The organism is Pseudochryseolinea flava (assembly GCF_003286915.1).
GTDB lineage: Bacteria > Bacteroidota > Bacteroidia > Cytophagales > Cyclobacteriaceae > Ohtaekwangia > Ohtaekwangia flava.
This window is the reverse complement of sequence record NZ_QMFY01000022.1, coordinates 16,642-41,644: the sequence shown is the minus strand read 5'-3', so window position 1 is coordinate 41,644 and position 25,003 is coordinate 16,642. Positions and strand designations below refer to the sequence as shown.

Below are 25,003 nucleotides of genomic sequence, written 5' to 3'. Positions count from 1 at the left end.
GACAAATTAATTTCCACCAAATGAATGAGCGTCGAAAATGACGGTATCGCAATCGATTAAAATCTCACCTGATTGCCGTGGCCCGTGGGGTAATTTTCGCAAAAGGGTTATTTTTGCGGTTCATTTGTAAGAATTCAAGAAAATGGCCGATTACAGTAAAGAAGAGATTAAACGAATTGAGCAGAAGTGGCAAGAGAAATGGGCCACCGATGGCGCGTACAAGGTTGTCAACGACACCTCAAAGCCCAAATATTACGCCCTCGACATGTTTCCGTATCCATCAGGAGCCGGATTGCATGTTGGTCACCCCCTCGGCTACATCGCTTCCGATATCGTCTCCCGCTACAAGCGCATTAAAGGATTTAATGTACTTCATCCCATGGGCTTCGACGCATTCGGTCTTCCCGCTGAACAGTATGCCATTCAAACGGGACAGCATCCGCGTTTGACGACTGAAAAAAATATTGAAACCTATAAACGTCAGCTTAAGCAGATCGGATTTTCCTACGACTGGGATCGTGAAGTTCAGACCTCTGACCCTCAGTACTACCGTTGGACACAATGGATTTTCATGCAGCTGTTCAACAGCTGGTACAACAAGAATACAGATTCCGCAGAACCAATTTCAAAACTTACACTCGAGTTCGAAAAGAATGGAAATGCGCATATCAATGCCGTTGTAGACGAAGCGGTCGCTGCATTTACAGGCATGGAGTGGAAAGCTAAATCAGAGGCCGACAAGGAAGCTGTTCTCCAACAATACCGCATCGCTTACCTCAGTGAAACGATGGTGAACTGGTGTGCAGCATTGGGTACGGTACTCTCGAACGACGAAGTTAAGGATGGCGTGAGCGAACGCGGAGGCTATCCGGTTGAGCGTATCAAGATGATGCAATGGAGCATGCGCATTACGGCCTATGCAGAAAGATTGCTGAAAGGACTCGACACGATCGATTGGCCTGAAGCCGTAAAAGAAATGCAACGCAACTGGATCGGAAAGAGCATGGGCTGCGAGCTCACATTTCCGATTGTCAAAGGTCAGGAGTCAGGAGACAAAAGTGAGGCGTCGGAAGGGATTAAGGTTTTTACGACGCGTATCGATACTGTTTTTGGTGTAACGTTCCTGGTACTTGCGCCGGAACATGAGTTGGTCGATAAAATCACAACCGCCGAACAACGCGCGAAAGTTGACGAATATGTAAGTGTTGCCAAGAACAGAAGTGAGCGTGAGCGCATGAGTGAAGTGAAACGTGTGAGCGGTGCTTTCACGGGTGCTTACGCGAAGAACCCATTCAATAACGAACTGATTCCCATCTGGATTGCCGATTATGTGTTGGCGGGATACGGAACAGGTGCCGTGATGGCGGTTCCGGGTCATGATGAACGCGATCACCGTTTTGCGAAGCATTACAACTTGCCAATTGTACAAGTAGTAGAAGGCCCAGATGTAATCGAGGAAGCATTTGTGAGTTGGGAAGCAAAGATCATCAACTCAGGCTTCATGAATGGCATGGTCGTAGACGATGCGATTCAAGCTGGTATCGATAAAGTTGAAGAATGGAAAATCGGAAAAGGTAAAATAAACTACAGAATGCGCGACGCAATCTTTGGTCGACAGCGCTATTGGGGTGAACCATTTCCTGTGTACTTCGTGAATGGCCTGCCGAAATTGGTAGACGACAAAGATCTTCCTGTAACATTACCTGATATCGATCAATATAAGCCAACGGAAACTGGCGAGCCTCCTCTTGGACGCGCGAAGGATTGGAATTACAAAGGGCATTCGTACGAGCTTACAACAATGCCGGGATGGGCAGGATCAAGCTGGTATTGGTTCCGCTACATGGACCCGAAAAATGAAAATCAGTTTGTCAGCAAAGAAGCACAGCAATATTGGAAAGCTGTCGATTTATACATCGGTGGATCTGAACATGCCACAGGGCACTTGCTATACTCACGTTTCTGGTGTAAGGTATTGAAAGATCTCGGTCACGTAGACTCTGAAGAACCGTTCTTGAAGATGATCAACCAAGGGCATATCCAAGGCGTGTCCAAATTTGTTTATCGTATTAACGGAACGAAGCAATTTGTATCAGCCGGACTTCGCAAACAATATGAGGTAACGCCTCTGAATGTCGATATCAACATGGTTGAGAATGACGCGTTGGATATTGAAGCCTTTAAAAACTGGCGCGAAGATTTCGCAGACGCTACTTTCATTCTTGAAGATGGTCGATACATCTGCGGCAGTGAAGTTGAAAAAATGTCGAAGTCGAAGTACAACGTTGTTAATCCTGACGACATTGTTTCTGCGTACGGTGCAGACACTTTGAGAATGTATGAGATGTTCCTTGGTCCATTGGAACTTTCCAAACCTTGGGCAACGAACGGTATCGATGGTGTTTATAAGTTCTTGAGAAAGTTCTGGAACCTCTTCCATGATGCCAACGGAAACGTAGCCATCTCGAACGATGAGCCAACAAAAGAGGAATACAAAGTTCTCCATAAGACGTTAAAGAAGATTGAAGAAGACATCGAAACATTTTCATTCAACACATCGGTGAGTGAGTTTATGATTTGCTGCAACTTCTTGACTTCTGCGAAATGTAATAAGCGTGCCATCCTCGAACCATTGGTAATCGCGCTTTCTCCTTTCGCGCCACACATCGCAGAAGAACTCTGGTCGAAGCTTGGTCACAGCACGTCGATCTTGACTAGCAAATTCGTTTCATTCGATCCATCCTTCCTGATCGAAAACTCATTTGAATATCCGATTTCGATTAATGGAAAAGTGAGGGCTAAAATGAACTTTGCACTCGACATGCCGAAAGAAGACATTGAGAAATTAGTGATCGCGTCGGAGATCGTTCAGAAGTGGGCAGAAGGTAAGCCACCGAAGAAAGTGATTATCGTTCCGGGCAAGATTGTGAACGTGGTACTTTAGCCGTTTAAAGGCTTACAGGTGGAGCATATACAGTCGTTCTCATATAACATAAAAAAGAGGTTGTCTTCATAGCAACCTCTTTTTTTATGAATAAAAATCCATCGATCTAGATCCACATCTGTAAACGTACCGTTCAGGTAATCGTCAGGAATCGGCACGGTCACCAAAAAGTTGTCGACTGTCACGACAAATTCCTTTTCAGTAACGTTGGCTGCATCGTCACTCGCCATAACCTTTAGCATGTGCGGTCCGTCATCAGCTGACTTTGTATCCCACGAAATTTTGCGCTTTGCTTCAGCAACATCAAAGGTACCTTCCTTTAACAGTCTCCCATCAAGTGAAACTTTTAAGGCTGTAATTTCCACATCATCTTTCGCAATGAAGGATAGGTTGACTGTGTTAAAGAATTTAGCTGTTGAAGCTTGCTCAAAATGATTATAGGTTTATCATTCGTCGGTGTTGGTTCGGGATCTTCAGTTCCCACAAAAACAGCCTTAGGGTAGGCTGCTTTCGTTGCTCGGTTTTACTTCGTTTACTTTTTTTTTCAGATCAAAGTGCTTCCCTGAAAAAGCACCGGTTAATGTCTAAGATGATGAAACAGCCCTGAATAAGTTTCTGACTTATCAATCTTGTAAGGCAGTCTACCGTTGGACGCTTCAAAATCGTAAACCTTCTGAAGTCGACTATAATGTGGCAATGACTCACCCGTTACCAAATTGTTTAAAAAGGCGTCATAAGAAGAAAAGTCTTCATAGTCCGTCATTGTAACTGATTGAACACCGATGGCCACCGGATCAACATGATCAAATTGTGATGTTATATACTCTGGAAGTTTAGGATGGCGAGCCGCAACGGTTCCTTCGTGGCCAGTTAGTAATAATGTACCGTACTGAAACGGTTTGCCGTCAATTGTGGTGATCCTATCACCACGAAACATGAGTAGATCACAACTGCCCTGAGTATTAACCGTTAAGTTGCCGTCAGAAAAATCATGCGATGTAATACTTGCATCAAGCAACAAGATAGACGTTGGCAACTCCTCACGGATAATTGAACTTTCGTAGCGGACGCCTTCGATAGTAAAAGAGGTATTGCTTTCAAAATAGTCAAACACGCCCTCCGACATTTGTGGCAAGAGAAGCGTATCGTTTTCTTGAGTTTTATAAAAACCTAAAAAATAAGAATACGGTTTACCACCAATTCTTCTATAGCCATTAGTTGAATTAAAATAATTAGTTCCTCCAGGTGTTGTTAACTTAACCTTTTCAATCGCTAAGAAATCGTCATAGTTCAACTTGAATTGCCCTTCGGAAACGTTTAGCGTTTCTTTAAATAGATATGCATTACCATTTACCCAATCTGTATTCAGAACAAAAAGATCACTTTTACTTTGTGTAAAAACTAATTCGGTTTTGAGTTCACTGTCACCATTTGCTGATTTCTGGAAACGCTTGATAAACGCGCCGTTTATTACAAATTCATTGCTCAAAAAAGGAAGGTTAGAGATTGTTAGCGGAACGGCCTGCCCTTCAGTTTCTTCTGCTTGTAAATCGTCGCCATAGGAGATTGTCGCGGGACGAAAATCTGTGAATGTGTCGAGCAATTGAATCGTCATTTCGAACTCGCCGCGGTAGAATACCGAAAGCAAAAACGTCTCCTCTTGATAGCCCACCTCGTTCTCAAAAATTACTTCTGTGCCGTTCACGAGTTCACGCGTGACCATTGGGTTTCCGTTGTTGTCTGAAATAAACATGATCGCACGTGAACCTGTCGACATCGCATGGGGCTTGACAATCACTTTTAATAGCACGTTACGAACTGTGACCTCAAACGTCTCTTCTGATACATTCCCGCTTTTATCAGTCAGCTTAACCGTCACTTTATGCACGCCATCTTCAACGGTTTTTGTATTCCATATTACTTCATAAAATTTATCACCATTAAAGGCATGATTATCGATCATCTGATCATCGACATACACGCTGACCGTTTCTATAGATTCTCCGGCAGACACCGTGAATGAAAGCTTGGCACTTGAACCGCTAAAGATATGCTTGGTCGTTTCTGCCAAAACTATAGCAGGAGTCTTCGATTGCTCGGGTGTATCATCGCCACAACCTTGCAAGACAACAGCGAGAATGATGAAGAGTACAGCCAATTTGCGGCTACAATTCAGAAAATACATTTCAAACTGGGGTAATATAAATTCAGTGCAAGGTAATGTACAATTCGGCACCTACCTTATCTCAAGGAGAAAAAAAGTACATGGCAATTGTCGCTGCTCGGTTTTAACAGTACAATCGAATTGCCACACAAAATACCGGACGTTTATGTAATGCATCTGAACTGGCCTGGTACCAGTTTCTCGCAATTAAAATGCGTTTTTAATGCTAATCCACCCTAACGTGCATTTGCATTTCATTCGTTACATTTACAGTCTTTAATTTCAAACGAATGCGTAATTCTAAGATTGTAGCCATCGGCCACCATGTGCCTGAAAATATTATAACGAACCAGTACCTGTCTACCGTAATGGACACTAACAATGATTGGATTGTCGAGCGAACGGGGATCAACGAGCGCCGGTGGATGGATCCATCAAAGGACACGGTAGCGAACATGGCAGCCAAAGCAACCCGCATGGCCCTGGAACGTGCAAAACTCACTGAAAAAGATATCGACTTCATCGTATTCGCCACCATCACACCCGACTACTTCTTTCCGGGATCTGGTGTACTCTTGCAGCGCGAACTCGGCCTAGAAAGCATTGGCGCCTTGGATATACGCAACGCATGCTCGGGTTTTATCTACGCACTTTCCGTTGCCGATCAATTCATCAAAACTGGAATGTATAAAACCATTCTCGTGGTGGGCGCGGAAATCCAATCGACAGCATTAGATATTACAACGCGCGGCAGAAATACCGCGGTGATCTTTGGCGATGGTGCCGGCGCCGTGATCCTTCAACCCAGTGATAAGCCAGGCATACTTTCAACACACCTCCATTCGGATGGACGTTTTGCAGAAGAGCTATACGTGAAAGATCCTGGCAGCAGCCGACCTCACCAAGAACGACAGCCTGAACAAATCACCGACACGTCAACTTTCAAGGTTGTGATGAATGGAAATCAAGTTTTCAAACATGCTGTCGTAAGGTTCATGGAAGTGATCAACGAAGCACTTGAGGCCAATAACCTTTCAAAAGAAGACATCAACTTGTTGGTTCCTCATCAGGCGAACTTGCGCATCAGCCAATACATTCAAGAGAAGCTTGCGTTGAGTAATGATCAAGTCTATAACAACATTATGCGCTACGGAAACACGACGGCAGCCTCTATTCCGATCGCGCTCAGCGAAGCCTGGGCAGAAGGGAAAATCAAAGAAAATGATTTAATTTGTCTAGCTGCTTTCGGCAGCGGATTCACGTGGGCATCCGCATTAATCCGCTGGTAAATCCCGCTGACCTCTCCCGAACGTGAAATAAAAAAAGAATGAAGACCTCGACCTATAACCCAAGTCCGCTAGAAGTTGATTTTGCAAATGCCCTCTACATTCTGCAGAAGGAACTGGAAAAACATCTACAAGACAACCAGATCATTCACGTGGAGAGCCATATTCGCAAAGACAACCCGATGGTAAAATTTAGCCTCCTCGACAAAGACGGCGACCCACACGAGATTGTCGTGAGAATTATTCAGATACCGGATAAATTCTGAAAGGGGCTTCTGGCTTTTGGCTACTGTTTGCTGGCTGCGGTTCACTTTTGTTATTTGATGGTTGACCTGAACACCACTCCATAAGATAACAACCACCGGCACTGCGTTATTTGAATCTGAGGTTGCGTCCATACATCAGCATACTAAATCTGCATTCGTCTTCGCGTTAGCACACGCTATCATGGCTGTGTTAACTCAACCATATTCAATTATGGTTACCAATTTCCTATCAAGCTTGCTCCCAACAACCAACGTGTGATTCACAAACTTTCCACTTTAAACTTTTAACTTTTAACTCTACATTAGCTATTCAACCAATCCTTTACCGATGACGCTTCTCATCATTTTTAGCTGCATTGTTCTGCTCATTGTTCTCATCTCGCTTTTAAAGATCAACGCTTTCCTAGCATTCCTCATCGTATCTGTTATCGCTGGACTAAGTCTCGGAATCTCTGCGGGGCAAGTGACAACGGAAATTCAGATCGGCATCGGAAAAATGTTTGGCGACCTCTCCATCATTGTCGTGTGTGGCGCCATGCTTGGAAAACTCACCGCCGATAGTGGTGCAGCCCAACGCATCGCATCCGGCATGATGAAAGTGTTCGGACCGAAGTATATCATTTGGGCGTTGGTTGTTACTGGTTTTATCATCGGTATTCCATTGTTCTACAACGTCGGCTTCGTACTCGTGATGCCGCTGATTTTTTCCGTCTCTTATCGCTTCAACTTTCCGCCCGTCTATATTGGCGTGCCGATGTTGGCATCACTCTCTGTTACCCACGGCTTCTTACCGCCCCATCCATCGCCGGTAGGCTTGATCAGAGCATTGCATGCCGACATTGGTACAACGATGTTATATGGGATCATCGTTGCCATACCTACCGTAATCATTGCCGGACCAATCTTCGCGAAGACGTTACGGAATATGAAATCCACGTCCATCAAAACATTTGAGTCTATCGATCTACCAGAAGATAAGCTTCCAAGTCTTTTCAATAGTATTTTCTCAGCATTGCTTCCTGTCATCTTGATTGCCATCACCACGCTGCTGTTGCGTTTTGTACCTGCCGACCATGTAGCCATGCCGTTGCTTCAATTTTTTGGTGATCCCGCCGTCGTCATGATTCTATCACTCTTCGTGGCGACTTTCACGTTAGGGATCGCGCAGCAGATCGACATCAAGAAGATTATGAACACGTACGGCGAGTCGGTAAAAGACATCGCCATGTTACTCCTCATCATGAGTGGCGCAGGCGCGTTAAAACAAATTCTCCAAACAACCGGTGCTGATAAAGAAATCGGCAGTATGCTTGAGGGCCTTCCCGCACACCCATTGTTTGTTGCATGGACCATTGCATCCATCATTCGTGTGTGCGTGGGTTCGGCTACCGTAGCGGGACTTACTGCCGCTAACATCGTAGAACCGTTTGTCGTCGCTGGTGTTGATCCAAATTTATTGGTGCTCGCGGTTGGCGCCGGAAGTCTCATGTTCTCTCACGTGAACGACGGCGGATTCTGGCTGTTCAAAGAGTACTTTAACCTCGGCATCAAAGACACTATAAAATCGTGGTCGATGATGGAAACAATCGTTGCTATTGTTGGCATCATGGCGGTGATGATATTGAACATAATCATTCATTAAATGGCTGCATTCCTCACGGCATCATGGGTCAATTTATTGATGGCCAATTTTCACATCGACAAAAATATTCTTCTCCCTTATGTGCCAGCGCACACCGAACTCGATGAGTGGAACGGTAACTACTATGTTAGTCTGGTGGGCTTTCTTTTTCAAGACACCAAAGTGCAAGGGTTAACTTTTCCAGGACACAAAACATTCGAAGAAGTCAACTTGCGTTTCTATGTGCGCTATAAAAAATCAAATGAATGGGTGCGTGGCGTTGTGTTCATTAAAGAAATCGTGCCTCGTGCGATGATCACCATGATCGCCAATCTATTTTATAAAGAACATTATGAGACACGCGAGATGGCGCATCGATTCACACACGCACACGATACGATCGACGTGGAATATCGATGGAAGGTACGCGAATGGAACTACTTGAAAGCCACTGCGTCAATTCACAAAGAAGCGATTGTTAGCGGAAGTGAAGAAGAATTTATCACCGAACATTACTGGGGATATACAAGGCTAAGCAACGAAAAAACTTCCGCATACGAAGTTCAGCATCCAAAATGGAAAATTCATCCCGTAAACGCGTTTGAATTTAAATGCGATGTTGCACATTTGTATGGCCAAAAATTCGAAGATGTGTTGCGTGCGAAACCAACATCCGTTTTCTTGGCTGATGGCTCTCCCATAAGCGTAATGAACAAACAACTAATCATATCATGACACCCGATCACAACTTCGAAAAACTTGGATTAAACCTTCCGCCTGCACCTAAGCCGTTGGGTGTTTACAAACCTTTCCTCATCGTAGGAAATTACTTGTATGTGTCCGGACATGGTACCGTTCAAGATGATGGTTCGCTCATCATTGGGCGCATTGGAAAAGACATGAATATAGAAGAGGGAAAACAAGCTGCACAACAAGTTGGATTGGCTATCCTTTCAACGATAAAACAAAATATCGGTAGCTTCAACAAGATCAAGCGCGTTGTAAAAGTACTCGGCATGGTTAATTGTGTTTCGGAATTTGAAAGACATCCTTATGTGATCAATGGCTGCAGTGAACTTTTTGCTAAAGTATGGGGTGAAAAAAATGGTATTGGTGTGCGTAGCGCCGTTGGCATGGGATCACTTCCAGACAATATCCCGGTGGAGATCGAGGCGATGTTTGAACTACACTAACATGCAAGAATGGTATGCTCTTCGTGATGTCGACCAAGTCGATTCACCAGCGTTGATCTTGTATAAAGATAGGATTGTAGAAAATATAGCGCGGTTAATACGTAGCATCGATGATGTGGCGCGCCTACGTCCGCACATTAAGACACACAAGTCGGCTGAAGTATCGGCCATGATGTTGCAAGCCGGGATCCAAAAATTCAAGTGCGCGACAATTGCAGAAGCTGAAATGCTTGCCAGCGCCGGTGCAAAAGATGTGCTCCTCGCCTACCAACCCGTAGGACCAAAAGCAGAACGTCTTGCCGTACTACAAGAAAAATTTCAATCAACAACGTTCTCCTGTCTTATTGACAACGTTCAATCTGCGTCTGCCATAAATAGCACTTTTCAGAAACACAATCGCACGATCAATGTCTATATCGATCTAAACGTGGGCATGAATCGTACGGGAATCGTGCCCGCTGTAGCATTTGATTTGTACACCGCATGCTCTTCCCTGAAGCACATCGCGATCATAGGTCTACACGCATATGATGGACACCTTCGCGACACAGACATGACCATTCGTACACGTCAATGTGATGATGCGTTTGCGCCAGTCGTTGACCTTCAAGAAAAAGTAGACAAGCAATTCAATAAGAAATTAGTGATCGTCGCAGGTGGAACGCCTACGTATTCTATTCACTCGAAAAGAAAATCTGTAGAGTGTAGTCCAGGTACATTTATCTACTGGGACAAAGGCTACGAACAGATCTTACAAGAACAACACTACCTGCACGCGGCACTCGTATTAACAAGAATTATCTCTATACCCTCGCCTGGCGTAATTTGTACCGACCTTGGTCATAAGGCTATCGCATCTGAAAATCCATTAGCAAATCGTGTATACTTTCTTAACGCCCCTGATCTGTTGCCTACGGGCCACAGCGAAGAGCATATGGTATTTACAACAAGTAATCCTGAACAATATCGCGTCGGTGATGCGTTATACGGTGTTCCTCACCACGTATGCCCTACTGTCGCATTGCATGAGGAAGCTACTGTTGTCGAGTCGAATCACGTGATCGACCGATGGATCAACATCTCGCGGAAAAGAAAGATCTCCGTGTAATATTTAACGCTACATTTCATTTCAATCTAAAAAAGCATGGCAACCAAACCGAAAGCTAATTTCATTATCGACGCGCATTTGGATCTCTCGATGAATGCGATGGAATGGAATCGGGATTATCGACAGCCCATCGACGTTATTCGAAAAAGAGAAGCTGGCAAAACCGACAAACCCGATCGTGAAAAAGGCGTTGTCTGTTTTTCTGAATTGCGAAAAGGAAATATAGGATTGGTGGTTGCTACACAAATTGCGCGTTATGTAGCACCTGATAACGACTTACCAGGATGGAACTCGCCACATCAAGCGTGGGCACAAACACAAGGACAACTTACCTGGTATCGCGAGATGGAAGCAGAAGGAGAATTGTTTCAAGTGACAGATCTCGAGACATTAGACTTTCATTTGCAACGTTGGGATGATCACACCAAACAACATCCTATCGGCTACATTCTCAGTCTTGAGGGAGCTGACTCTATCGTAACACCGCGCTACGTTGAGCGCGCGTATGGCAACGGCCTTCGCGCGATCGGCCCTGGTCATTATGGTCCCGGCCGTTATGCGCAAGGTACCAATGCAACGGGTAGTATTGGTCAAGCCGGAAAAGAACTTCTCCGCGAAATGGAGCGGCTTAACATCATACTCGATGCTACCCATTTATGTGATGAAAGTTTTTGGGAAGCACTCGATCATTTCAAGGGACATGTTTGGGCAAGTCACAACAATTGTCGCAGTTTGGTAGATCATAATCGCCAGTTCAGTGACGACATGATCAAAGAACTCATTGCGCGCGGCGCAGTAATCGGCGGCGTGATGGATGCATGGATGATGGTATCGAACTGGGAGCGCGGTAAATCAACGCCACAAAACATGAACTGCAATCTTGAAAAATTAATCGATCACATGGATCATATTTGTCAGATCGCAGGAAACGCCAACCATATCGGTATTGGCTCCGACCTGGACGGCGCTTTCGGTAAAGAGCAATGTCCTTATGATATCGAAACGATTGCCGACCTTCAAAAAATACCGACGCTACTGGCAAAGAGAGGCTATTCTTCCGAAGATATCGAAAACGTATTGCATGGCAACTGGCTTAGATTCTTAAGAAAAGCTTGGGTGTAGGGTATTACGCTTGTGATATTTCTAGATTTTTATTCATATAAAAAGTCCAATTCTGTTGACGGAGTTCCGTTCCTAAAAACTTCAATACGTCCATAGTCGAATGTTTCAGGGAACAACTGAATTCCACTGTCTGCATATCGTATTGCCCATGAGAATTCATGCAGTACATTCTTTGCAACAAAAGTCAATTCTTCACCTGGATTGACCGTCAACATTATTGCTTCTGGTTCTAGCTGTACGGTGAAAGGTGAATCGTTTTTGTACGCAATGAATGTAATAGCATTTTTCTCTACCATGCATCTATTTTTCTTTAAACTGTTCTACTACGTCATTCTCAAAAGTCATCACGCTTTTAATGCGGGTTATATCTACATGGCTTAATGTTGTAGGATGTGCCCCGCTCACACTACCTTTCTTATTGTCGTCTGTTAACCGTAAATGTAAATTGGTTGCCAAAGGAGATGTTTACTCCTTCTTTGTCCAGTATCTCAATCTCAAAATCGTCTTCATTGTACTTCTCCAAAATTGCCCCCTGCATTCCTCTTTTCACTTTCGGGTTTATGTCCTCTGTTATTTCAATTACGTCATACTGATTAATACTCTCCATGTCGACGGTCATTACTTGTTGATTTCGGTGGGTCAAAATTGTCCGAGGGCGTTGCCTATTCTCATCAAGCAGCAGCCTCATAAATCTTCTCAATATTCTTTGAAGTCAATAGCTTGCTCGCGATCTCTATAACTGCGATTGCTTGATCTTTAGCAACGGAAGGAAAATCTTGCAGAAATTCATCCAACGTGATACCATTCTCAAGGTGAAGAAAAAGACTCTCTATCGGAACACGCGTACCTTTGAAAACCGCATTCCCACGAAGAATTTCCCTATTTATATCAATGTAATCTTTGACTTGGTACATGACTCTAATCTACGATTTTTTTGGCTATTCGTCCCTATCATAGTTTTCTGGAGTCCTGTGAACCCTGTCTAACGCCATGATAACTCGTCATAAGTAACATTTTCAAGTGAATACTTTTCGAGGTTACCAATTACACCACCACAAAAAATATTGATGAACAAAACTTACTACCTAACGCGAACTGTTAGCATTTCCTAGCCGTTCACTAATCCAATACTTCTTCAATTATACAAGCATGTATTTCAACCCCACTTATTCTTTTCGTTCTTTCATCGTCGATGTAGAATGAATCCTCTCTGTCGCTTACATGTCCCATTAAAACAATCTTATCGGTCAAGTCCATTTTATCAAAGTTCTCTGCCATCAAATCGCTAACAGAAATGATTTTGAACTGTCGCTCAATGGAATTTTTACTGAAATAAAAGTCATTGTCACCATTCTTATATTGCTGTTTTACCTTCCGCGAGTCGTACTCGCTCGCTATCAAGTAGCTAAATGCAAACTCAGTATCATCTCTGTAGTACTGCCGCATGGGTAGCTCGCGAACGAGTACACAATCTTTAGTGGCCGTGATATTTGAAAATCCATGCTTCCCATATCTGAATTTTTGATGATAGGTCTCAAGACTATCCCATCTAGTAGTTTGCATCAGGTTGCTATCATGGAGTTTACATGCTTGAACCATGTTCTTCGTCTTGGAGAGTTCTTCAGAAAGCAGAATGTCTTTATCGAGGCTGTCGGTGGTTAATAAAAAATCCAATCCAATTACTCTGGGCGAGTATTTATTAATGATGTTCAACTCCTTTGCAATTCCAATTCTGTCGAGGTGTCCTATGTCGACAATGGTAATTATCGATTCTTTCTGTTTGCAACCTAAACTGAAAATCAGTCCGCTAAAAAGTATTAGATATTTAGTCATCTCGTTGTTTACCTGGATCAGGGCATAACGCAAGACGTTCGTGTATGCAGCTGTTTAAAATTTCCCTTTAAAATTAATCAACAATTAATTGGCGCGTGCACGTTGTTATAAGGTGCTGTTAGATAAATCTTTTATATTGCGTTACCTGACCTTCGTGGTGTATCAACGTTACAAGTTTTTGCTCCGGATTAATAAAAACATAATCCGATGGCTGAACAAAAGGAATCTCGTTTTCTACTTGGTCAATATTTCTTACAAAGTCTACCAGTTGATCAGAATCTACACGGTATGCTTCTCTTGTCTTGAAACAACTATCTGTCACTAAATAAATTTGTCCCCTCGGTTTATGCTTATAGAAAGCTAGGCTTAGAAACTCCTCTTCCTCAAATTCTAACTGTCCTTCTTCAAATTCGATCCAGTTTGAAATTCTTTCCCACTGTAAATCTGTTCCCTGAGAGGCTGCTAATTGGTGAATGGACTCTGGAATCAAGTCCCAGTTCTCAAGGTTTGCACTTGGAAAGATGTCTTGAATTTCCTTTTTAATCGTCCCGAATTTAATTCTTTCCATTATCCTATTCTATCTGTACATAAACAATGCCTTACAACGTCAATATGTAAAAATACATATATCTGCTCATGGCCACATGGGTAGATGGAAATTCAAACTTTGCATCAAATCACGATTCCCCTTCAAAAATCGTTGATACTTTGTTATGGTACTTCACGCTTCATACAGAAAAATTCTTTTACCCTGGCGCTGCAAATTTCCTGCGTCGCGTGACAACCCGTGACGCACCGCCTTTACTTTCCGCGTCGCGAAGCGCGCCGTCTTCGATTTCCAACTTTCTGCTTTCTACTTTAAGCTTTCAGCTTTTTTCAGTCATCCTGGCTTGATCCTCTAGAGAAGCTGTAGACATCCTTTCATTTTCTCCATATGTTCTCCATACGCGTCCAGTACTTCTATCATTGTTCTATAGATGTTGTTTCATCGCGCTATAGACGACGTATCATAAATTCCGGTGTTTGGTTCATTTTTCTCTCATCGCGCGTTCATTATTCTTTCATTAATTCGCTGTTTCTCCAGATGTCCGTTCATTGCGCTCTCATTATTCTGGCTATCGCCCCTAGGAAGATGCGGTGTTTGTTTCATAGAATGGGTCGTTAATGAAGCAAATAGGACCGCTACATGGGAAGATCACGGTAGAGAGCTGCGAGCTAGGAGCTCCTAGTTGCAAGAAATGCGGTGGACGTCAGAAAGGCTGCGAGCTCCTTGGCTAACATGCCTTAAGGTGAACGATTTTTTTACCGCAAAGTCGCGAAAGCGCGGAGGTACGCGGAGGGACACAGTAAAAAGCATTCAACACCAACACGTCAGCACACCAACACGTCAACACGTTTCCGGTAGCTTGTTAGAAAGCTGCGAGTTGCGAGCTTCGAGTTGCGAGAAATGCATTTTTCTTGAACACTCGAACACCTGAACACTTGAACACTTAACCATTGAATCCCACCTTCCCCAGCTCATCAACACTCCTTTTTACACCACAGGTAATAAATACCCCACGAACGAGCGAATTGAAACCAATTGAATGCTTAACTTTCTGAAGACTGAAGCTCAAATGTGATGAAGACGCGTTATAAAGTTCTCCTGCTAATTGTTGTGGCACTCACAGCATTATCGTTTACCCGCCCGGCTGAACGTTATTTCGAAATCGCTAAAAACTTGGACATCTTCGCTACGCTGTTCAAGGAAGTGAATGCGCTATACGTCGACGATGTCAACCCAAATAAATTGGTTCGTACCGGCATCGACGCCATGTTAAATTCATTAGATCCTTACACCAACTATATTCCTGAAGACGAAGTAGAAGACTATCGCACGATCAACACTGGTCAGTACGGAGGTATCGGTGCCATTACACGTGAGCTCGGCAAACGCACTGTTGTCACAATGATTATGGAAGGATTTGGTGCACAAAAGAACGGACTCAAGATCGGCGATGAAATCATCAAGATCGACGACATTGAATTAGCAAAACTCACGCGCGAAGAATCAGGACAACTGATGAAAGGACAGGTGGGTACGCCTGTAACACTAACGGTAAAACGTCCGGGTGTAGAACAACCTATTAAAATTGATTTCAAAAGAGAGCGTATCAAAGTGAACAACGTACCGTATTCAGGTATGTTGGGAGAAGACATCGCTTACATTCAGCTTTCTGATTTTACACCCGATGCTGGAAAAGAAGTACGCAATGCATTGATCGCACTGAAGGAAAAGGGTGCCAAAGGTGTGATCCTCGACTTACGTGGAAATCCAGGTGGCTTGTTGATGGAAGCGGTCAACATCACCAACATTTTTATTCCGAAGGGAAAATTGGTGGTGAGCACAAAAGGAAAAATTCCTGAGAACAATTTGAATTACGAAACTTTGAATGCGCCAACGGACGTTGATATTCCTGTTACGGTACTGATCAACCGAGGTAGTGCATCCGCTTCTGAAATCGTGGCGGGTTCTGTTCAAGATTATGACCGTGGCGTGATCATCGGTGAGAAATCATTTGGCAAAGGACTTGTGCAAGTGAGCCGTCCTCTCTCCTACAATTCGCAATTGAAAGTTACTACAGCAAAATATTACACCGCTACTGGCCGATGCATACAGGTATTGGATTACGCGCACCGTCGTGAAGATGGCAGTGTCGAATCTATTCCCGATTCCCTCAAGCGACCTTTCAAGACATCAACAGGAAGAACGGTATACGATGGTGGCGGTATTGATCCAGACATCATCTCCAACGCGGTTGAAGCGCATCTTGTAACCCAGGTCCTCTTCGAGAAGGGATTTTTGTTCGACTTCGCCACACAATATGTATTGAAACATCCTGAGCCTGTATCGCCACGAGAGTTTGCGTTGAGCGACGAGACTTATCAAGAGTTTGTGAACTGGATGAAAAATAAAAACTACAGCTATAAATCATATCTTGAGTACGAGCTGGAAAAATTCCAAGCGGAAGCAAAAAAAGAAAAATACTACGGCGACTTAAAAGCTCAACTCGATCAAATCAATAATCGCATTGCCGATAGCAAGAAGAATGAGCTGATGCTGTATAAAGAAGAAATCAAAATGCTATTGGAGGAAGAAATCGTTGGACGTCACTTGCTTGAGCGCGGCAGTATTGAAGTCGGATTCAAGTACGATCAAGACATCAAAAAAGCGATTGACATTCTGCACAGCCCTTCGCAGTACAAAAAGATTCTGAATCAAAACTAGTTTTATGCAGCGAGCCGATCTTGATGCGTTACGATGAAAAGATCTCTCAAAAAGAAACTGCTGTTAATACCCTCCGGTGTTTTTGTGGTGATCATGGTCTTCATGCACTCGTGTATGACGTTCCGAATGTCGCCTAAAGAAATCGACAACTTCTTCAACGAGAAGAAGGTGGCTGCGCAGCAACAGCATTACAGTGTAAATGGCTTTGATATCCACTACGTGCAGAGTGGTGACAGCATAAAACCGTTAACGCTTTTTGTTCACGGTTCACCAGGATCATTAAGCGCCTTCATTGATTTTCTAGCGGATAGTACATTGCTCGCGAATACATTCCTGATTACCACCGACAGACCAGGCTTTGGATATTCCAACTTTGGAAGAGGCGAAGGTTCGCTATTGAAACAATGTGAAGCACTCAAACCAATCTTAGAAAAACACAAACATAATAACCCCGTGATACTGGTAGGGCATTCTCTTGGAGGCCCACTGATTGCTAAAATGGCAATAGAATATCCTGATCTCATCGACGGACTAATCATTGTTGCCGGCTCCATCGATCCAGAACTTGAACCCAACGAGACATGGTTTCGTGCACCACTGGCTACGCCGTTCTTAAGTTGGATCATACCCCGTTCGTTTCGCGCTTCCAATGAAGAGATTTATCACTTGAAGCCGGAGCTCGAAAAGATGCTGCCCTATTGGAAAAACATAACGTGTCCTGTGATTGTGATCCACGGAAAGAAAGACCAACTGGTTGACTTTAAGAATGTAGACTTCGCGAAAAAGTATCTCACCAACGCACCTGTAGAGTATGTCATCAAAGACGACATGAATCATTTTGTTCCCTGGAGCGATCCTGAATTGATTCGGAATGCGATTATAAGAATGCTGAATCGCGAGAAAGAAACCGCTTCAGAATAAAAAAAAGCGGGCCCTTTCGAGTCCGCTTTTACAGTATTACATTTCTAAACTATCTCAAGAAGAGAAGCTCACGATATTTCACCAATGGCCAATCTTCGTTATCCACGAGAAGCTCAAGTTTATCTACGGCATCGCGGATAACATCAAAGTATTTCTCTTTGATATCTTCACAATATCCGACGGCACGTGTATGTGTATTTCCTTCTTTGTTGAGGCGCTTACGTTCATCAACCATCGCACGAACGTTATTCTTGATCGTATCAATGTGTCCAGAGATCTCTCTGATCGTTTGCACTACCGCTGTGTTATCAACGCCAAGACCTTTCAATCCGTTAGCGTTATTAATCAGTTTGCTTTGGTAAGCGATCGCTGTCGGCACAATGTGGTTCATCGCGATGTCGCCCATCACACGCGCTTCAATTTGAACACGCTTGATATAAGACTCCAATCTGATTTCTACACGTGCTTCAGTTTCCTTGTGCGACATCACACCATGCTTCTCAAAAAGATCCATTGACGCCTTTGTCAAGTAAGCATCGAGTGCACGTGGTGTTGTTTTGATGTTGCTCAAGCCGCGTTTTGCTGCTTCTTGAACCCAACCATCAGAGTAACCATCGCCTTCGAAACGAATATCTCTTGATTCTTTGATGTATTGACGGAGTACGTTCACTACCGCGAGACGTTTTTCTTCGCCTTTGTCGATTTGTTTTGTTACGGCTTCGTGGAACTGATCGAGCTGTTCAGCAACCACGGTGTTCAACGCCGTCATGGCAACAGCGCAGTTATCGCTACCACCTACTGCACGGAACTCAAACTTGTTTCCGGTAAAGGCAAAGGGTGAAGTACGGTTACGGTCAGTTGCATCTAGAATGATTTCAGGAATCTGATCGATACCTAATTTCATGTACATGTTATCGCCCTTCTCGATTTTCACGTTTCCTTTCTTCTCAAGTTCGTCGAGTACAGCACTCATTTGTGAACCAATGAAGGTAGACATGATTGCTGGCGGTGCTTCGTTTGCACCAAGACGGAAATCATTTCCAGACGTCGCGATACTTGCGCGTAACAAATCAGCATGTGCGTGCACCGCTTTGATTGTTGTTACGAAGAACGTAAGGAACATGAGGTTGTCGCGTGCGCTACTGGTAGGTTGATAGAGGTTGATACCGGTATCGGTGATCAACGACCAGTTGTTGTGCTTACCTGTTCCGTTCAACCCAGCAAATGGTTTTTCATGGAACAATACCGCCAGGTTGTGTTTTTCCGCTACACGTGCCATCACGTCCATCATCAATTGATTGTGGTCGTTAGCAACGTTAACTTCTTCAAACAATGGCGCTACTTCAAACTGGCTTGGCGCTACTTCATTGTGACGTGTACGAACCGGGATTCCCAATTTCCAAGCTTCGAATTCGAAGTCTTTCATGAAATCGTAAACACGTCCTGGGATAGAACCGAAGTAGTGATCTTCCAATTGTTGTCCACGTGCAGGAGAGTGTCCAAACACAGTACGTCCGGCCATGACTAAGTCAGGACGCGCATTGAACAATGCTTTATCGACAACGAAGTATTCTTGCTCGGCACCGAGCGATGCTACTACGTGTTGAATATCTTTATCGAACAGTTGGCAAACTTTTGTTGCTGCTAGATCAACTGCTTTAAGTGCTTTAAGAAGCGGTGCTTTTGTGTCCAGTGTTTCACCCGTATAAGAAACGAAGATGGTAGGGATACAAAGCGTTTTGCCGTATAAGAATGGAGGCGATGTTGGATCCCAAGCTGTATAACCGCGAGCCTCGAAAGTACTGCGGATACCACCGTGCGGGAAAGAAGAAGCGTCTGGTTCTTGCTGAACGAGCTCGCTACCTTTAAATTTTTCAATACCAGCCAAAGCATCGAAGAAAGAGTCGTGCTTTTCAGCCGTACCACCTGTCATCGGTTGGAACCAGTGTGTGAAGTGTGTTGCGCCCTTGGCCATAGCCCAGGATTTCGCAGCAGAGGCTACTGCATCGGCGGTAGACTCATCAATTTTTTCGTGATTTTTAATTGCCTGGCTGACTTTTTTGAAAACAGCCGGTGCTAACGTCGCACGCATTTGTTCGAGACCAAATACATTTTCTCCGAAAAGTTTCGATACTAATGTTGTCGGTTGCTCAACATGTACGCGGGGACGCTCGCCTAACTTCTTTAAAGCTTCGAATCGTAGTTGCGCCATAGGTGGTTGTAATTTTTATATTGAGTTGTCAAAGCTATCAGATTTTTCCAAAGTAAGGCCAAATCGGAACCACGATTTCAAGATTTTATAAAGAACACGATTGCAGTTGGGTATTTTTCTAACGCCTTATGATTAATTGAGAATCAACACATTAGAATTTGATTAGATTTTTATAAGGAGTATGGGTCGCTAAAGTGGGATTCAAAAAGCATCAACTACGCTAGCTTAAACTGATAGATTCCGGCAAAAAAAAATGACAACTGCTCCTGTTGTCATCCATGAATATCTTGCCGTCTGTCGCGCTGGACTAATCACTTCAAAATATCCCAGTCCTCATTCAGGACAGGAATACTTTGATGCGCCGTGAGATCAAACATACAGGGCACTACCGATACATAGTTATTGGCAATTGCCCATTCATCATTGTCTTCACCCTTATCGAAGTTGACGAAGTTTCCTACCATCCAGAAATAGCGACGGCCATGCGGATCGAATCGAACATCAAAATCTTCCATCCACTTTGCATTGGCTTGCCGGCATACACGAATTCCTTTTAACGGCTCGGCTTGCTTCGCAGGAAAATTAACATTCAATGCTACACCTTTTGGAAGTCCTTTCGCCAGTACCTGAAGGGTAATCTTCTTGATATACTCCTGCGTATGCGAGAAGTCGGCATCGTGATTAAAATCACAAAGCGAAAAGCCAATCGCTGGCGTGCCTTCTATCGCGCCTTCAATAGCCGCAGACATTGTTCCTGAGTATAACACACTGATGGACGTATTGCTTCCATGGTTCACGCCACTCACGACGATATCTGGTTGCCGTTCGCCTTTCAATACAAAGTGACGCGCCATCTTTACGCAATCTGCAGGTGTTCCTGAACATTCATAAGCTTTTACATCTTTGAAGATAAAATTCTCCTCCAAACGAAGTGTTTCTCCTACGGTGATCGCATGGCCCATCCCAGATTGCGGGCTATCCGGCGCGACAACGATCACATCGCCGATTTCTTTCATAACGCTAACAAGCGTGAAAATTCCTTTCGATGTAATACCATCGTCGTTGGAAACTAAAATCAAAGGTCTGTTCATGGAATCGATAAAATAATAACTGAGCGGACTGAGTCCGATTAAAATAATGAATTGTAAAAGGCTACAATTCTAGCGAAGTCTGCTTTGTCTTCAAACCTAAGTTTGTTTGTACGGATGTATTTTTCCACATCCTCGTCATATTTGCCCATCATATCGAGCAAGTCATTTTTGTTGCCTGTAAATTCTTCAATGTCGCCTTCTTCTGTTAAGAAGTAATATTTATAGATGAGCACTTGGCGCGAATACGACGAGCCATAGTAGTACATCGAGCTGTAGGTTCGCAGCTCAATGGATTCGCGCGCGAGCAGGGTGAGTTTGCCTTCCGTAAGCAGTTCAAAAAAAACGGGCGCACGATAGCGGGATTGTGTTGTATAAGGCAACGCAAAAAATTGTCTATAGCGACGAACGGTTTGATCGAAAATTTCGAAGTATAGAATCTTGCGGGCTGTATACGCTATCGTTTGAGATGCCGATGGGGTAAATTGAATAAGGTCTTGTTGCATGTCGTACTTTACCGCACCTTTCAATGTATCTCCCTCCAACAATACGATCTTCCCTTCGTGCCACATCTCGGAGGGCCACTCTTGCGCCGATGCGTTCGGTGTAAGAATTGTGACGAGTGCAATTATCATGAATGCACCAAGATGTTTTAAGAAGGAACGATTGTTACGATTGTTACGGTTCAACATACATAAGATCATTTACTATTGCTTTGACGCAAAATGTTGTGTCCAAGTTTATCCCGCTTCGTTAATAAATATCGTTCATTATGTGGATTAGGTACAACTTCAATAGCAACATTATCTACAATTTCCAATCCATACCCCATCAATCCCACACGCTTCTTCGGATTGTTTGTAATCAGTCTAATCTTTGAGACGCCGAGGTCGCGTAAGATCTGAGCGCCAACACCGTAATCGCGCTCATCCATATCGAAACCTAGTTGCAAGTTAGCTTCCACGGTATCAAGCCCTTGCTCCTGCAATTTGTACGCTTTAAGTTTATTCAGCAGACCGATGCCTCTGCCCTCTTGCTTCATGTAAAGCACTATTCCTTTTCCTTCACGATCTACCATTTCCATAGCCTTGTGAAGTTGCGGGCCGCAATCACAACGGCAAGAGCCAAAAATATCGCCCGTTACGCATGAGGAATGTACACGCACTAAGATTGGCTCATCCTTCTCCCAGGTCCCCTTCACCAGCGCCAAGTGAATATCATGGGTATTGGTTTGTTCGAAAGCTACCAAGTTGAAATCACCGTGCTCTGTTGGCATATTTACATCGATCTGACGGTGAATGAGTGATTCCTTCTTGAGTCTATACTCGATCAGGTCTTTAATAGAAACTAACTTCAGGTTGAATCGCTCAGCTACCTTCACCAAGTCGGGAAGGCGAGCCATCGAGCCGTCTTCGTTCATGATTTCGACGAGAACACCGGCCGGCTTAAAGCCCGCAAGGCGCGCAAAATCGATCGCTGCTTCGGTATGTCCAGCGCGGCGCAACACGCCTCCACGCTTAGCACGCAGTGGAAAAATATGTCCGGGCTTACCGAGTTCTTCAGGTTTTATTTCAGGATCTACCAGCGCACGAATCGTCTTAAACCGATCGTGGGCAGAGATACCTGTAGTACAACCATGACCGATAAGATCGACCGACACCGTAAAGGGAGTTTCAAATACAGCTGTATTTTTTCCGACCATCAACTCAAGACCAAGTTCTTCACAACGGTCTTCGATCAACGGCGCGCAAATCAAACCTCGACCATGTGTCGCCATAAAGTTGACGATCTCCGGTGTGATACATTCCGCGGCGCATATAAAGTCACCTTCATTTTCGCGGTCTTCGTCGTCGACGACAATGATGACCTTACCGTTTTTAATGTCTTCCAGCGCTTCTGGAATGGTGTTGAGTTTGATATCGCTCATGTTCAAGGGAATACGTTGATGATGTGAGGTTGAGTTTCGTTAGTGCTACAACAAAAAATGATGCGAGAGTGTTCCTTAACGCGGAACAACAATACCCAGCACCAATGCCAATTCTTTCTCTGCTCCTTTTAACTGCTCGTGAATGGTAAAAAATTTCTCCAGGTCCTCCTCATTCGAAGCTTGTTTCATTTGTTGCAAGTTATCGACTATTAGCTTTTGAATCATTCTGAACTTAAGGCGCAGCACGTTAGAATACGCCATATCCTGAAGGATCTCCTGTTCGTGCGGAAAATAAATTTCATACATCTCACTCCAGTTCTTGCTTGTCTCGTAACGCGAGGTGGTCAATTCTGCCACTACGGTTCGCATTTCTGGTGAGCCATGTTCCATGAAGTACAGCGTGTCCAAGACTTCTCCACGGGCGGCACCTTCTACAAAAAGACTGTAAATCTCCTTGTACAAAGCGTTGGTAAATTCTACATCTTCCAACTCTGCCAACATGAAATCCAATAGCTTTTTATCGTCGTAATTGTTCTCTGCGTAATTCACGAGCAATCGAATCGCTTCGCGCTCCTGTGCCTCCACCATACTGACGACGTCTGTTTTGGAAGTAGACACCGGTTCATCGTCCGGAATCATCGGCGGAGGCTCGTCGAATCCTTTATTGAATCCTTTTCGCGCGTTCTCTTGGTCCTGCTTCTTCAAGTCCCCAATGCGGAGCTTGTTCAGTTCGGTAAGAAGAACAGTCTCTTGAATTTTTAGTAGCGAGCTCGACTCTTGTATGTAGACCGACCTTTTTATCGCGTCGGGGATCAACGATATACTGGTAACGATGTCGCGAATCGCTTCCGCTTTCTTAATCGGATCATGCTTGGCATCCGCGGCCAGTAAGTCGATCTTGAAGGAAATAAAATCCTTCGTGTTGTCTTTTAAGTATTGTTTAAAGGCAGTGGTTCCTACCTTTTTTGAATAACTATCAGGATCGTCGCCATCAGGGAGTAGGAGTACGCGAACATTGAGTCCGCCCTTCAAAATAAGATCGATCCCACGGAGCGCAGCCTTTATACCTGCCGCATCACCATCGAACAACACCGTTACATTTTCGGTGAATCTTCGAATGAGTTTGATTTGTTCTTCCGTGAGTGCTGTTCCCGACGATGCCACAACGTTGTCGACATCCGACAAGTGCATCGAAATCACGTCGGTGTAGCCTTCTACCAGATAACAGAAGTCTTCACGACGAATCGCATTTTTCGCCTGATACATACCATAGAGCACATTACTCTTATGATAGATTTCTGTCTCCGGCGAGTTGATATACTTCGGCTGATCTTTTTCTTTCGTGAGGATACGCGCACCAAAAGCAATTACCTTCCCGCTCAGATTATGCACAGGAAAGATTACCCTTCCGCGAAAGCGATCATAAAACCGTCCGTCGTCTTTCTTTACAATCAAGCCCGCTTTGGCCAGTAGGTCAACGGTGTAGCCGATGCCCAGTGCTTTTTTACTGAGGTGATCCCATTCGTTTAACGTATAGCCAAGCTCGAATTTATCGATGATGCGATCGTTAAAACCACGTTCGCGAAAATAGGTCAACCCAATACTTTGCCCCTCTTCGGAATGGAGTAGTGATTCTTTGTAGTAGTCTTTTGCATAATTCATCAGGCGATAAAGGCCTTCGCGTTCATCTTGATGAATTTGATCTTCCTGAGAGACTTGGTTTTCTTTGATGTCGACACCATACTTCTTGGCGAGGTAGCGTATCGCTTCAACGTAACTCATCCCTTCATGTTCAATCACAAAGGTGATGGCATCTCCCCCTTTTCCGCTACTGAAGTCTTTGAAGATTCCCTTTGACGGCACGACATAAAACGAAGGTGTCTTTTCGTTTGCAAAAGGGCTAAGCGCTTTGTAGTTCTGACCGGAGCGCTTCAACGTCACGAAATCACCGATCACATCGACAATGTCGACGCGATTTTTTACTTCATCTATGGTTTCGCGAGAGATCATTCAGCGAGGGCTACAAGCTAGTTGAAATTAATGAGATTCG

The 25,003-nt window shown here is 44.1% G+C and carries 22 protein-coding genes; 10 read left to right on the top strand and 12 right to left on the bottom strand.

The annotated features are described in order from the left end of the window. Nucleotides 1-142: 142 nt before the first annotated feature. Nucleotides 143-2,944, top strand: coding sequence for a leucine--tRNA ligase (leuS, locus tag DQQ10_RS25460; protein WP_112749770.1), 2,802 nt, complete (start codon nucleotides 143-145; stop codon nucleotides 2,942-2,944). Here the strand turns inward: leuS and DQQ10_RS25455 are convergent. Beyond that, the gene (locus DQQ10_RS25455) at nucleotides 2,941-3,309 is read right to left on the bottom strand and encodes a hypothetical protein (protein ID WP_112749769.1); all 369 of its coding nucleotides are present in this window, start codon (nucleotides 3,307-3,309) and stop codon (nucleotides 2,941-2,943) included. The genes leuS and DQQ10_RS25455 overlap by 4 nt on opposite strands. Before the next feature lie 212 nt (nucleotides 3,310-3,521). Continuing rightward, nucleotides 3,522-5,129 (bottom strand): Ig-like domain-containing protein, encoded by a 1,608-nt coding sequence (locus tag DQQ10_RS25450; protein ID WP_112749768.1) that lies wholly within the window; start codon nucleotides 5,127-5,129, stop codon nucleotides 3,522-3,524. A gap of 269 nt (nucleotides 5,130-5,398) precedes the next feature. Here DQQ10_RS25450 and DQQ10_RS25445 point away from each other — a divergent pair, with 269 nt between their 5' ends. The 7 genes from DQQ10_RS25445 to DQQ10_RS25415 all read left to right on the top strand — a co-directional run bounded on the left by DQQ10_RS25445 (nucleotide 5,399) and on the right by DQQ10_RS25415 (nucleotide 11,704). Beyond that, entirely contained in the window at nucleotides 5,399-6,397 is a 999-nt protein-coding gene (locus tag DQQ10_RS25445; protein ID WP_112749767.1) for a 3-oxoacyl-ACP synthase III family protein, read from the top strand. Between the two features lie 38 nt (nucleotides 6,398-6,435). Beyond that, the gene (locus tag DQQ10_RS25440) at nucleotides 6,436-6,660 is read left to right on the top strand and encodes a hypothetical protein (RefSeq protein WP_112749766.1); all 225 of its coding nucleotides are present in this window, start codon (nucleotides 6,436-6,438) and stop codon (nucleotides 6,658-6,660) included. Between the two features lie 328 nt (nucleotides 6,661-6,988). Then, nucleotides 6,989-8,302 (top strand): gluconate:H+ symporter, encoded by a 1,314-nt coding sequence (locus DQQ10_RS25435; protein WP_112749765.1) that lies wholly within the window; start codon nucleotides 6,989-6,991, stop codon nucleotides 8,300-8,302. After that, the gene (locus DQQ10_RS25430; RefSeq protein ID WP_112749764.1) at nucleotides 8,303-9,016 is read left to right on the top strand and encodes a YqjF family protein; all 714 of its coding nucleotides are present in this window, start codon (nucleotides 8,303-8,305) and stop codon (nucleotides 9,014-9,016) included. It abuts the gene before it with no gap. Continuing rightward, nucleotides 9,013-9,474 carry a RidA family protein gene (locus tag DQQ10_RS25425; RefSeq protein WP_112749763.1) on the top strand — a complete coding sequence of 154 codons (462 nt, stop codon included), beginning with the start codon at nucleotides 9,013-9,015 and terminating at the stop codon, nucleotides 9,472-9,474. Before DQQ10_RS25430 ends, DQQ10_RS25425 begins: the two co-directional genes overlap by 4 nt. Nucleotide 9,475: 1 nt before the next feature. Continuing rightward, nucleotides 9,476-10,582 carry a D-TA family PLP-dependent enzyme gene (locus tag DQQ10_RS25420; RefSeq protein ID WP_112749762.1) on the top strand — a complete coding sequence of 369 codons (1,107 nt, stop codon included), beginning with the start codon at nucleotides 9,476-9,478 and terminating at the stop codon, nucleotides 10,580-10,582. 36 nt (nucleotides 10,583-10,618) lie between these two features. Further along, nucleotides 10,619-11,704: a dipeptidase gene (locus DQQ10_RS25415; protein ID WP_112749761.1), complete on the top strand. Its 1,086-nt coding sequence runs from the start codon at nucleotides 10,619-10,621 to the stop codon at nucleotides 11,702-11,704. Between the two features lie 29 nt (nucleotides 11,705-11,733). On the opposite strand, the gene DQQ10_RS25410 is transcribed toward DQQ10_RS25415, so the two are convergent. The 5 genes from DQQ10_RS25410 to DQQ10_RS25390 form a co-directional block, all read right to left on the bottom strand. Continuing rightward, nucleotides 11,734-12,000: a hypothetical protein gene (locus DQQ10_RS25410; protein ID WP_112749760.1), complete on the bottom strand. Its 267-nt coding sequence runs from the start codon at nucleotides 11,998-12,000 to the stop codon at nucleotides 11,734-11,736. A gap of 119 nt (nucleotides 12,001-12,119) precedes the next feature. Next, nucleotides 12,120-12,311, bottom strand: a complete 192-nt coding sequence (locus DQQ10_RS25405) for a DUF4926 domain-containing protein (RefSeq protein ID WP_165824127.1) — start codon at nucleotides 12,309-12,311, stop codon at nucleotides 12,120-12,122. Between the two features lie 64 nt (nucleotides 12,312-12,375). Then, nucleotides 12,376-12,618 carry a DUF433 domain-containing protein gene (locus DQQ10_RS25400; protein WP_112749758.1) on the bottom strand — a complete coding sequence of 81 codons (243 nt, stop codon included), beginning with the start codon at nucleotides 12,616-12,618 and terminating at the stop codon, nucleotides 12,376-12,378. A gap of 205 nt (nucleotides 12,619-12,823) precedes the next feature. After that, the gene (locus tag DQQ10_RS25395) at nucleotides 12,824-13,537 is read right to left on the bottom strand and encodes a CHASE2 domain-containing protein (RefSeq protein ID WP_112749757.1); all 714 of its coding nucleotides are present in this window, start codon (nucleotides 13,535-13,537) and stop codon (nucleotides 12,824-12,826) included. Nucleotides 13,538-13,655: 118 nt separating this feature from the next. After that, complete coding sequence (locus tag DQQ10_RS25390; protein ID WP_112749756.1) at nucleotides 13,656-14,105, bottom strand: hypothetical protein; 450 nt, start codon at nucleotides 14,103-14,105, stop codon at nucleotides 13,656-13,658. A gap of 1,053 nt (nucleotides 14,106-15,158) precedes the next feature. Between DQQ10_RS25390 and DQQ10_RS25380 the strand changes: the two genes are divergently transcribed. Together DQQ10_RS25380 and DQQ10_RS25375 are read left to right on the top strand one after the other, a co-directional pair. After that, nucleotides 15,159-16,805, top strand: coding sequence for a S41 family peptidase (locus DQQ10_RS25380; RefSeq protein ID WP_112749754.1), 1,647 nt, complete (start codon nucleotides 15,159-15,161; stop codon nucleotides 16,803-16,805). 33 nt (nucleotides 16,806-16,838) lie between these two features. Further along, nucleotides 16,839-17,726 (top strand): alpha/beta fold hydrolase, encoded by an 888-nt coding sequence (locus DQQ10_RS25375; protein ID WP_112749753.1) that lies wholly within the window; start codon nucleotides 16,839-16,841, stop codon nucleotides 17,724-17,726. Nucleotides 17,727-17,775: 49 nt separating this feature from the next. On the opposite strand, the gene DQQ10_RS25370 is transcribed toward DQQ10_RS25375, so the two are convergent. The 5 genes from DQQ10_RS25370 to dnaG all read right to left on the bottom strand — a co-directional run bounded on the left by DQQ10_RS25370 (nucleotide 17,776) and on the right by dnaG (nucleotide 24,963). After that, nucleotides 17,776-19,938 carry a glutamine synthetase III family protein gene (locus DQQ10_RS25370; RefSeq protein ID WP_112749752.1) on the bottom strand — a complete coding sequence of 721 codons (2,163 nt, stop codon included), beginning with the start codon at nucleotides 19,936-19,938 and terminating at the stop codon, nucleotides 17,776-17,778. Nucleotides 19,939-20,249: 311 nt separating this feature from the next. Beyond that, the gene (surE, locus tag DQQ10_RS25365; protein ID WP_112749751.1) at nucleotides 20,250-21,029 is read right to left on the bottom strand and encodes a 5'/3'-nucleotidase SurE; all 780 of its coding nucleotides are present in this window, start codon (nucleotides 21,027-21,029) and stop codon (nucleotides 20,250-20,252) included. 38 nt (nucleotides 21,030-21,067) lie between these two features. Continuing rightward, a complete protein-coding gene (locus tag DQQ10_RS25360; RefSeq protein WP_112749750.1) occupies nucleotides 21,068-21,718 on the bottom strand; it encodes a hypothetical protein in 651 nt (216 codons plus the stop codon). Nucleotides 21,719-21,726: 8 nt separating this feature from the next. Then, entirely contained in the window at nucleotides 21,727-22,953 is a 1,227-nt protein-coding gene (locus DQQ10_RS25355; protein ID WP_112749749.1) for a bifunctional 3,4-dihydroxy-2-butanone-4-phosphate synthase/GTP cyclohydrolase II, read from the bottom strand. A gap of 75 nt (nucleotides 22,954-23,028) precedes the next feature. Then, nucleotides 23,029-24,963 carry a DNA primase gene (gene dnaG / locus DQQ10_RS25350; RefSeq protein WP_112749748.1) on the bottom strand — a complete coding sequence of 645 codons (1,935 nt, stop codon included), beginning with the start codon at nucleotides 24,961-24,963 and terminating at the stop codon, nucleotides 23,029-23,031. Nucleotides 24,964-25,003 lie beyond the last annotated feature (40 nt).

Bases quoted from the DNA above. Each gene is read 5' to 3' on its own strand.
- surE (WP_112749751.1), bottom strand. From the start codon at position 21,029: ATGAACAGACCTTTGATTTTAGTTTCCAACGACGATGGTATTACATCG.
- DQQ10_RS25450 (WP_112749768.1), bottom strand. From the start codon at position 5,129: ATGTATTTTCTGAATTGTAGCCGCAAATTGGCTGTACTCTTCATCATT.
- DQQ10_RS25425 (WP_112749763.1), top strand. From the start codon at position 9,013: ATGACACCCGATCACAACTTCGAAAAACTTGGATTAAACCTTCCGCCT.
- DQQ10_RS25375 (WP_112749753.1), top strand. From the start codon at position 16,839: ATGAAAAGATCTCTCAAAAAGAAACTGCTGTTAATACCCTCCGGTGTT.
- DQQ10_RS25410 (WP_112749760.1), bottom strand. From the start codon at position 12,000: ATGGTAGAGAAAAATGCTATTACATTCATTGCGTACAAAAACGATTCA.
- DQQ10_RS25405 (WP_165824127.1), bottom strand. From the start codon at position 12,311: ATGGAGAGTATTAATCAGTATGACGTAATTGAAATAACAGAGGACATA.
- DQQ10_RS25360 (WP_112749750.1), bottom strand. From the start codon at position 21,718: ATGTTGAACCGTAACAATCGTAACAATCGTTCCTTCTTAAAACATCTT.
- DQQ10_RS25380 (WP_112749754.1), top strand. From the start codon at position 15,159: ATGAAGACGCGTTATAAAGTTCTCCTGCTAATTGTTGTGGCACTCACA.
- DQQ10_RS25440 (WP_112749766.1), top strand. From the start codon at position 6,436: ATGAAGACCTCGACCTATAACCCAAGTCCGCTAGAAGTTGATTTTGCA.
- DQQ10_RS25415 (WP_112749761.1), top strand. From the start codon at position 10,619: ATGGCAACCAAACCGAAAGCTAATTTCATTATCGACGCGCATTTGGAT.
- DQQ10_RS25420 (WP_112749762.1), top strand. From the start codon at position 9,476: ATGCAAGAATGGTATGCTCTTCGTGATGTCGACCAAGTCGATTCACCA.
- DQQ10_RS25390 (WP_112749756.1), bottom strand. From the start codon at position 14,105: ATGGAAAGAATTAAATTCGGGACGATTAAAAAGGAAATTCAAGACATC.
- DQQ10_RS25400 (WP_112749758.1), bottom strand. From the start codon at position 12,618: ATGTACCAAGTCAAAGATTACATTGATATAAATAGGGAAATTCTTCGT.
- DQQ10_RS25435 (WP_112749765.1), top strand. From the start codon at position 6,989: ATGACGCTTCTCATCATTTTTAGCTGCATTGTTCTGCTCATTGTTCTC.
- DQQ10_RS25355 (WP_112749749.1), bottom strand. From the start codon at position 22,953: ATGAGCGATATCAAACTCAACACCATTCCAGAAGCGCTGGAAGACATT.
- DQQ10_RS25370 (WP_112749752.1), bottom strand. From the start codon at position 19,938: ATGGCGCAACTACGATTCGAAGCTTTAAAGAAGTTAGGCGAGCGTCCC.
- leuS (WP_112749770.1), top strand. From the start codon at position 143: ATGGCCGATTACAGTAAAGAAGAGATTAAACGAATTGAGCAGAAGTGG.
- DQQ10_RS25445 (WP_112749767.1), top strand. From the start codon at position 5,399: ATGCGTAATTCTAAGATTGTAGCCATCGGCCACCATGTGCCTGAAAAT.
- DQQ10_RS25430 (WP_112749764.1), top strand. From the start codon at position 8,303: ATGGCTGCATTCCTCACGGCATCATGGGTCAATTTATTGATGGCCAAT.
- dnaG (WP_112749748.1), bottom strand. From the start codon at position 24,963: ATGATCTCTCGCGAAACCATAGATGAAGTAAAAAATCGCGTCGACATT.
- DQQ10_RS25395 (WP_112749757.1), bottom strand. From the start codon at position 13,537: ATGACTAAATATCTAATACTTTTTAGCGGACTGATTTTCAGTTTAGGT.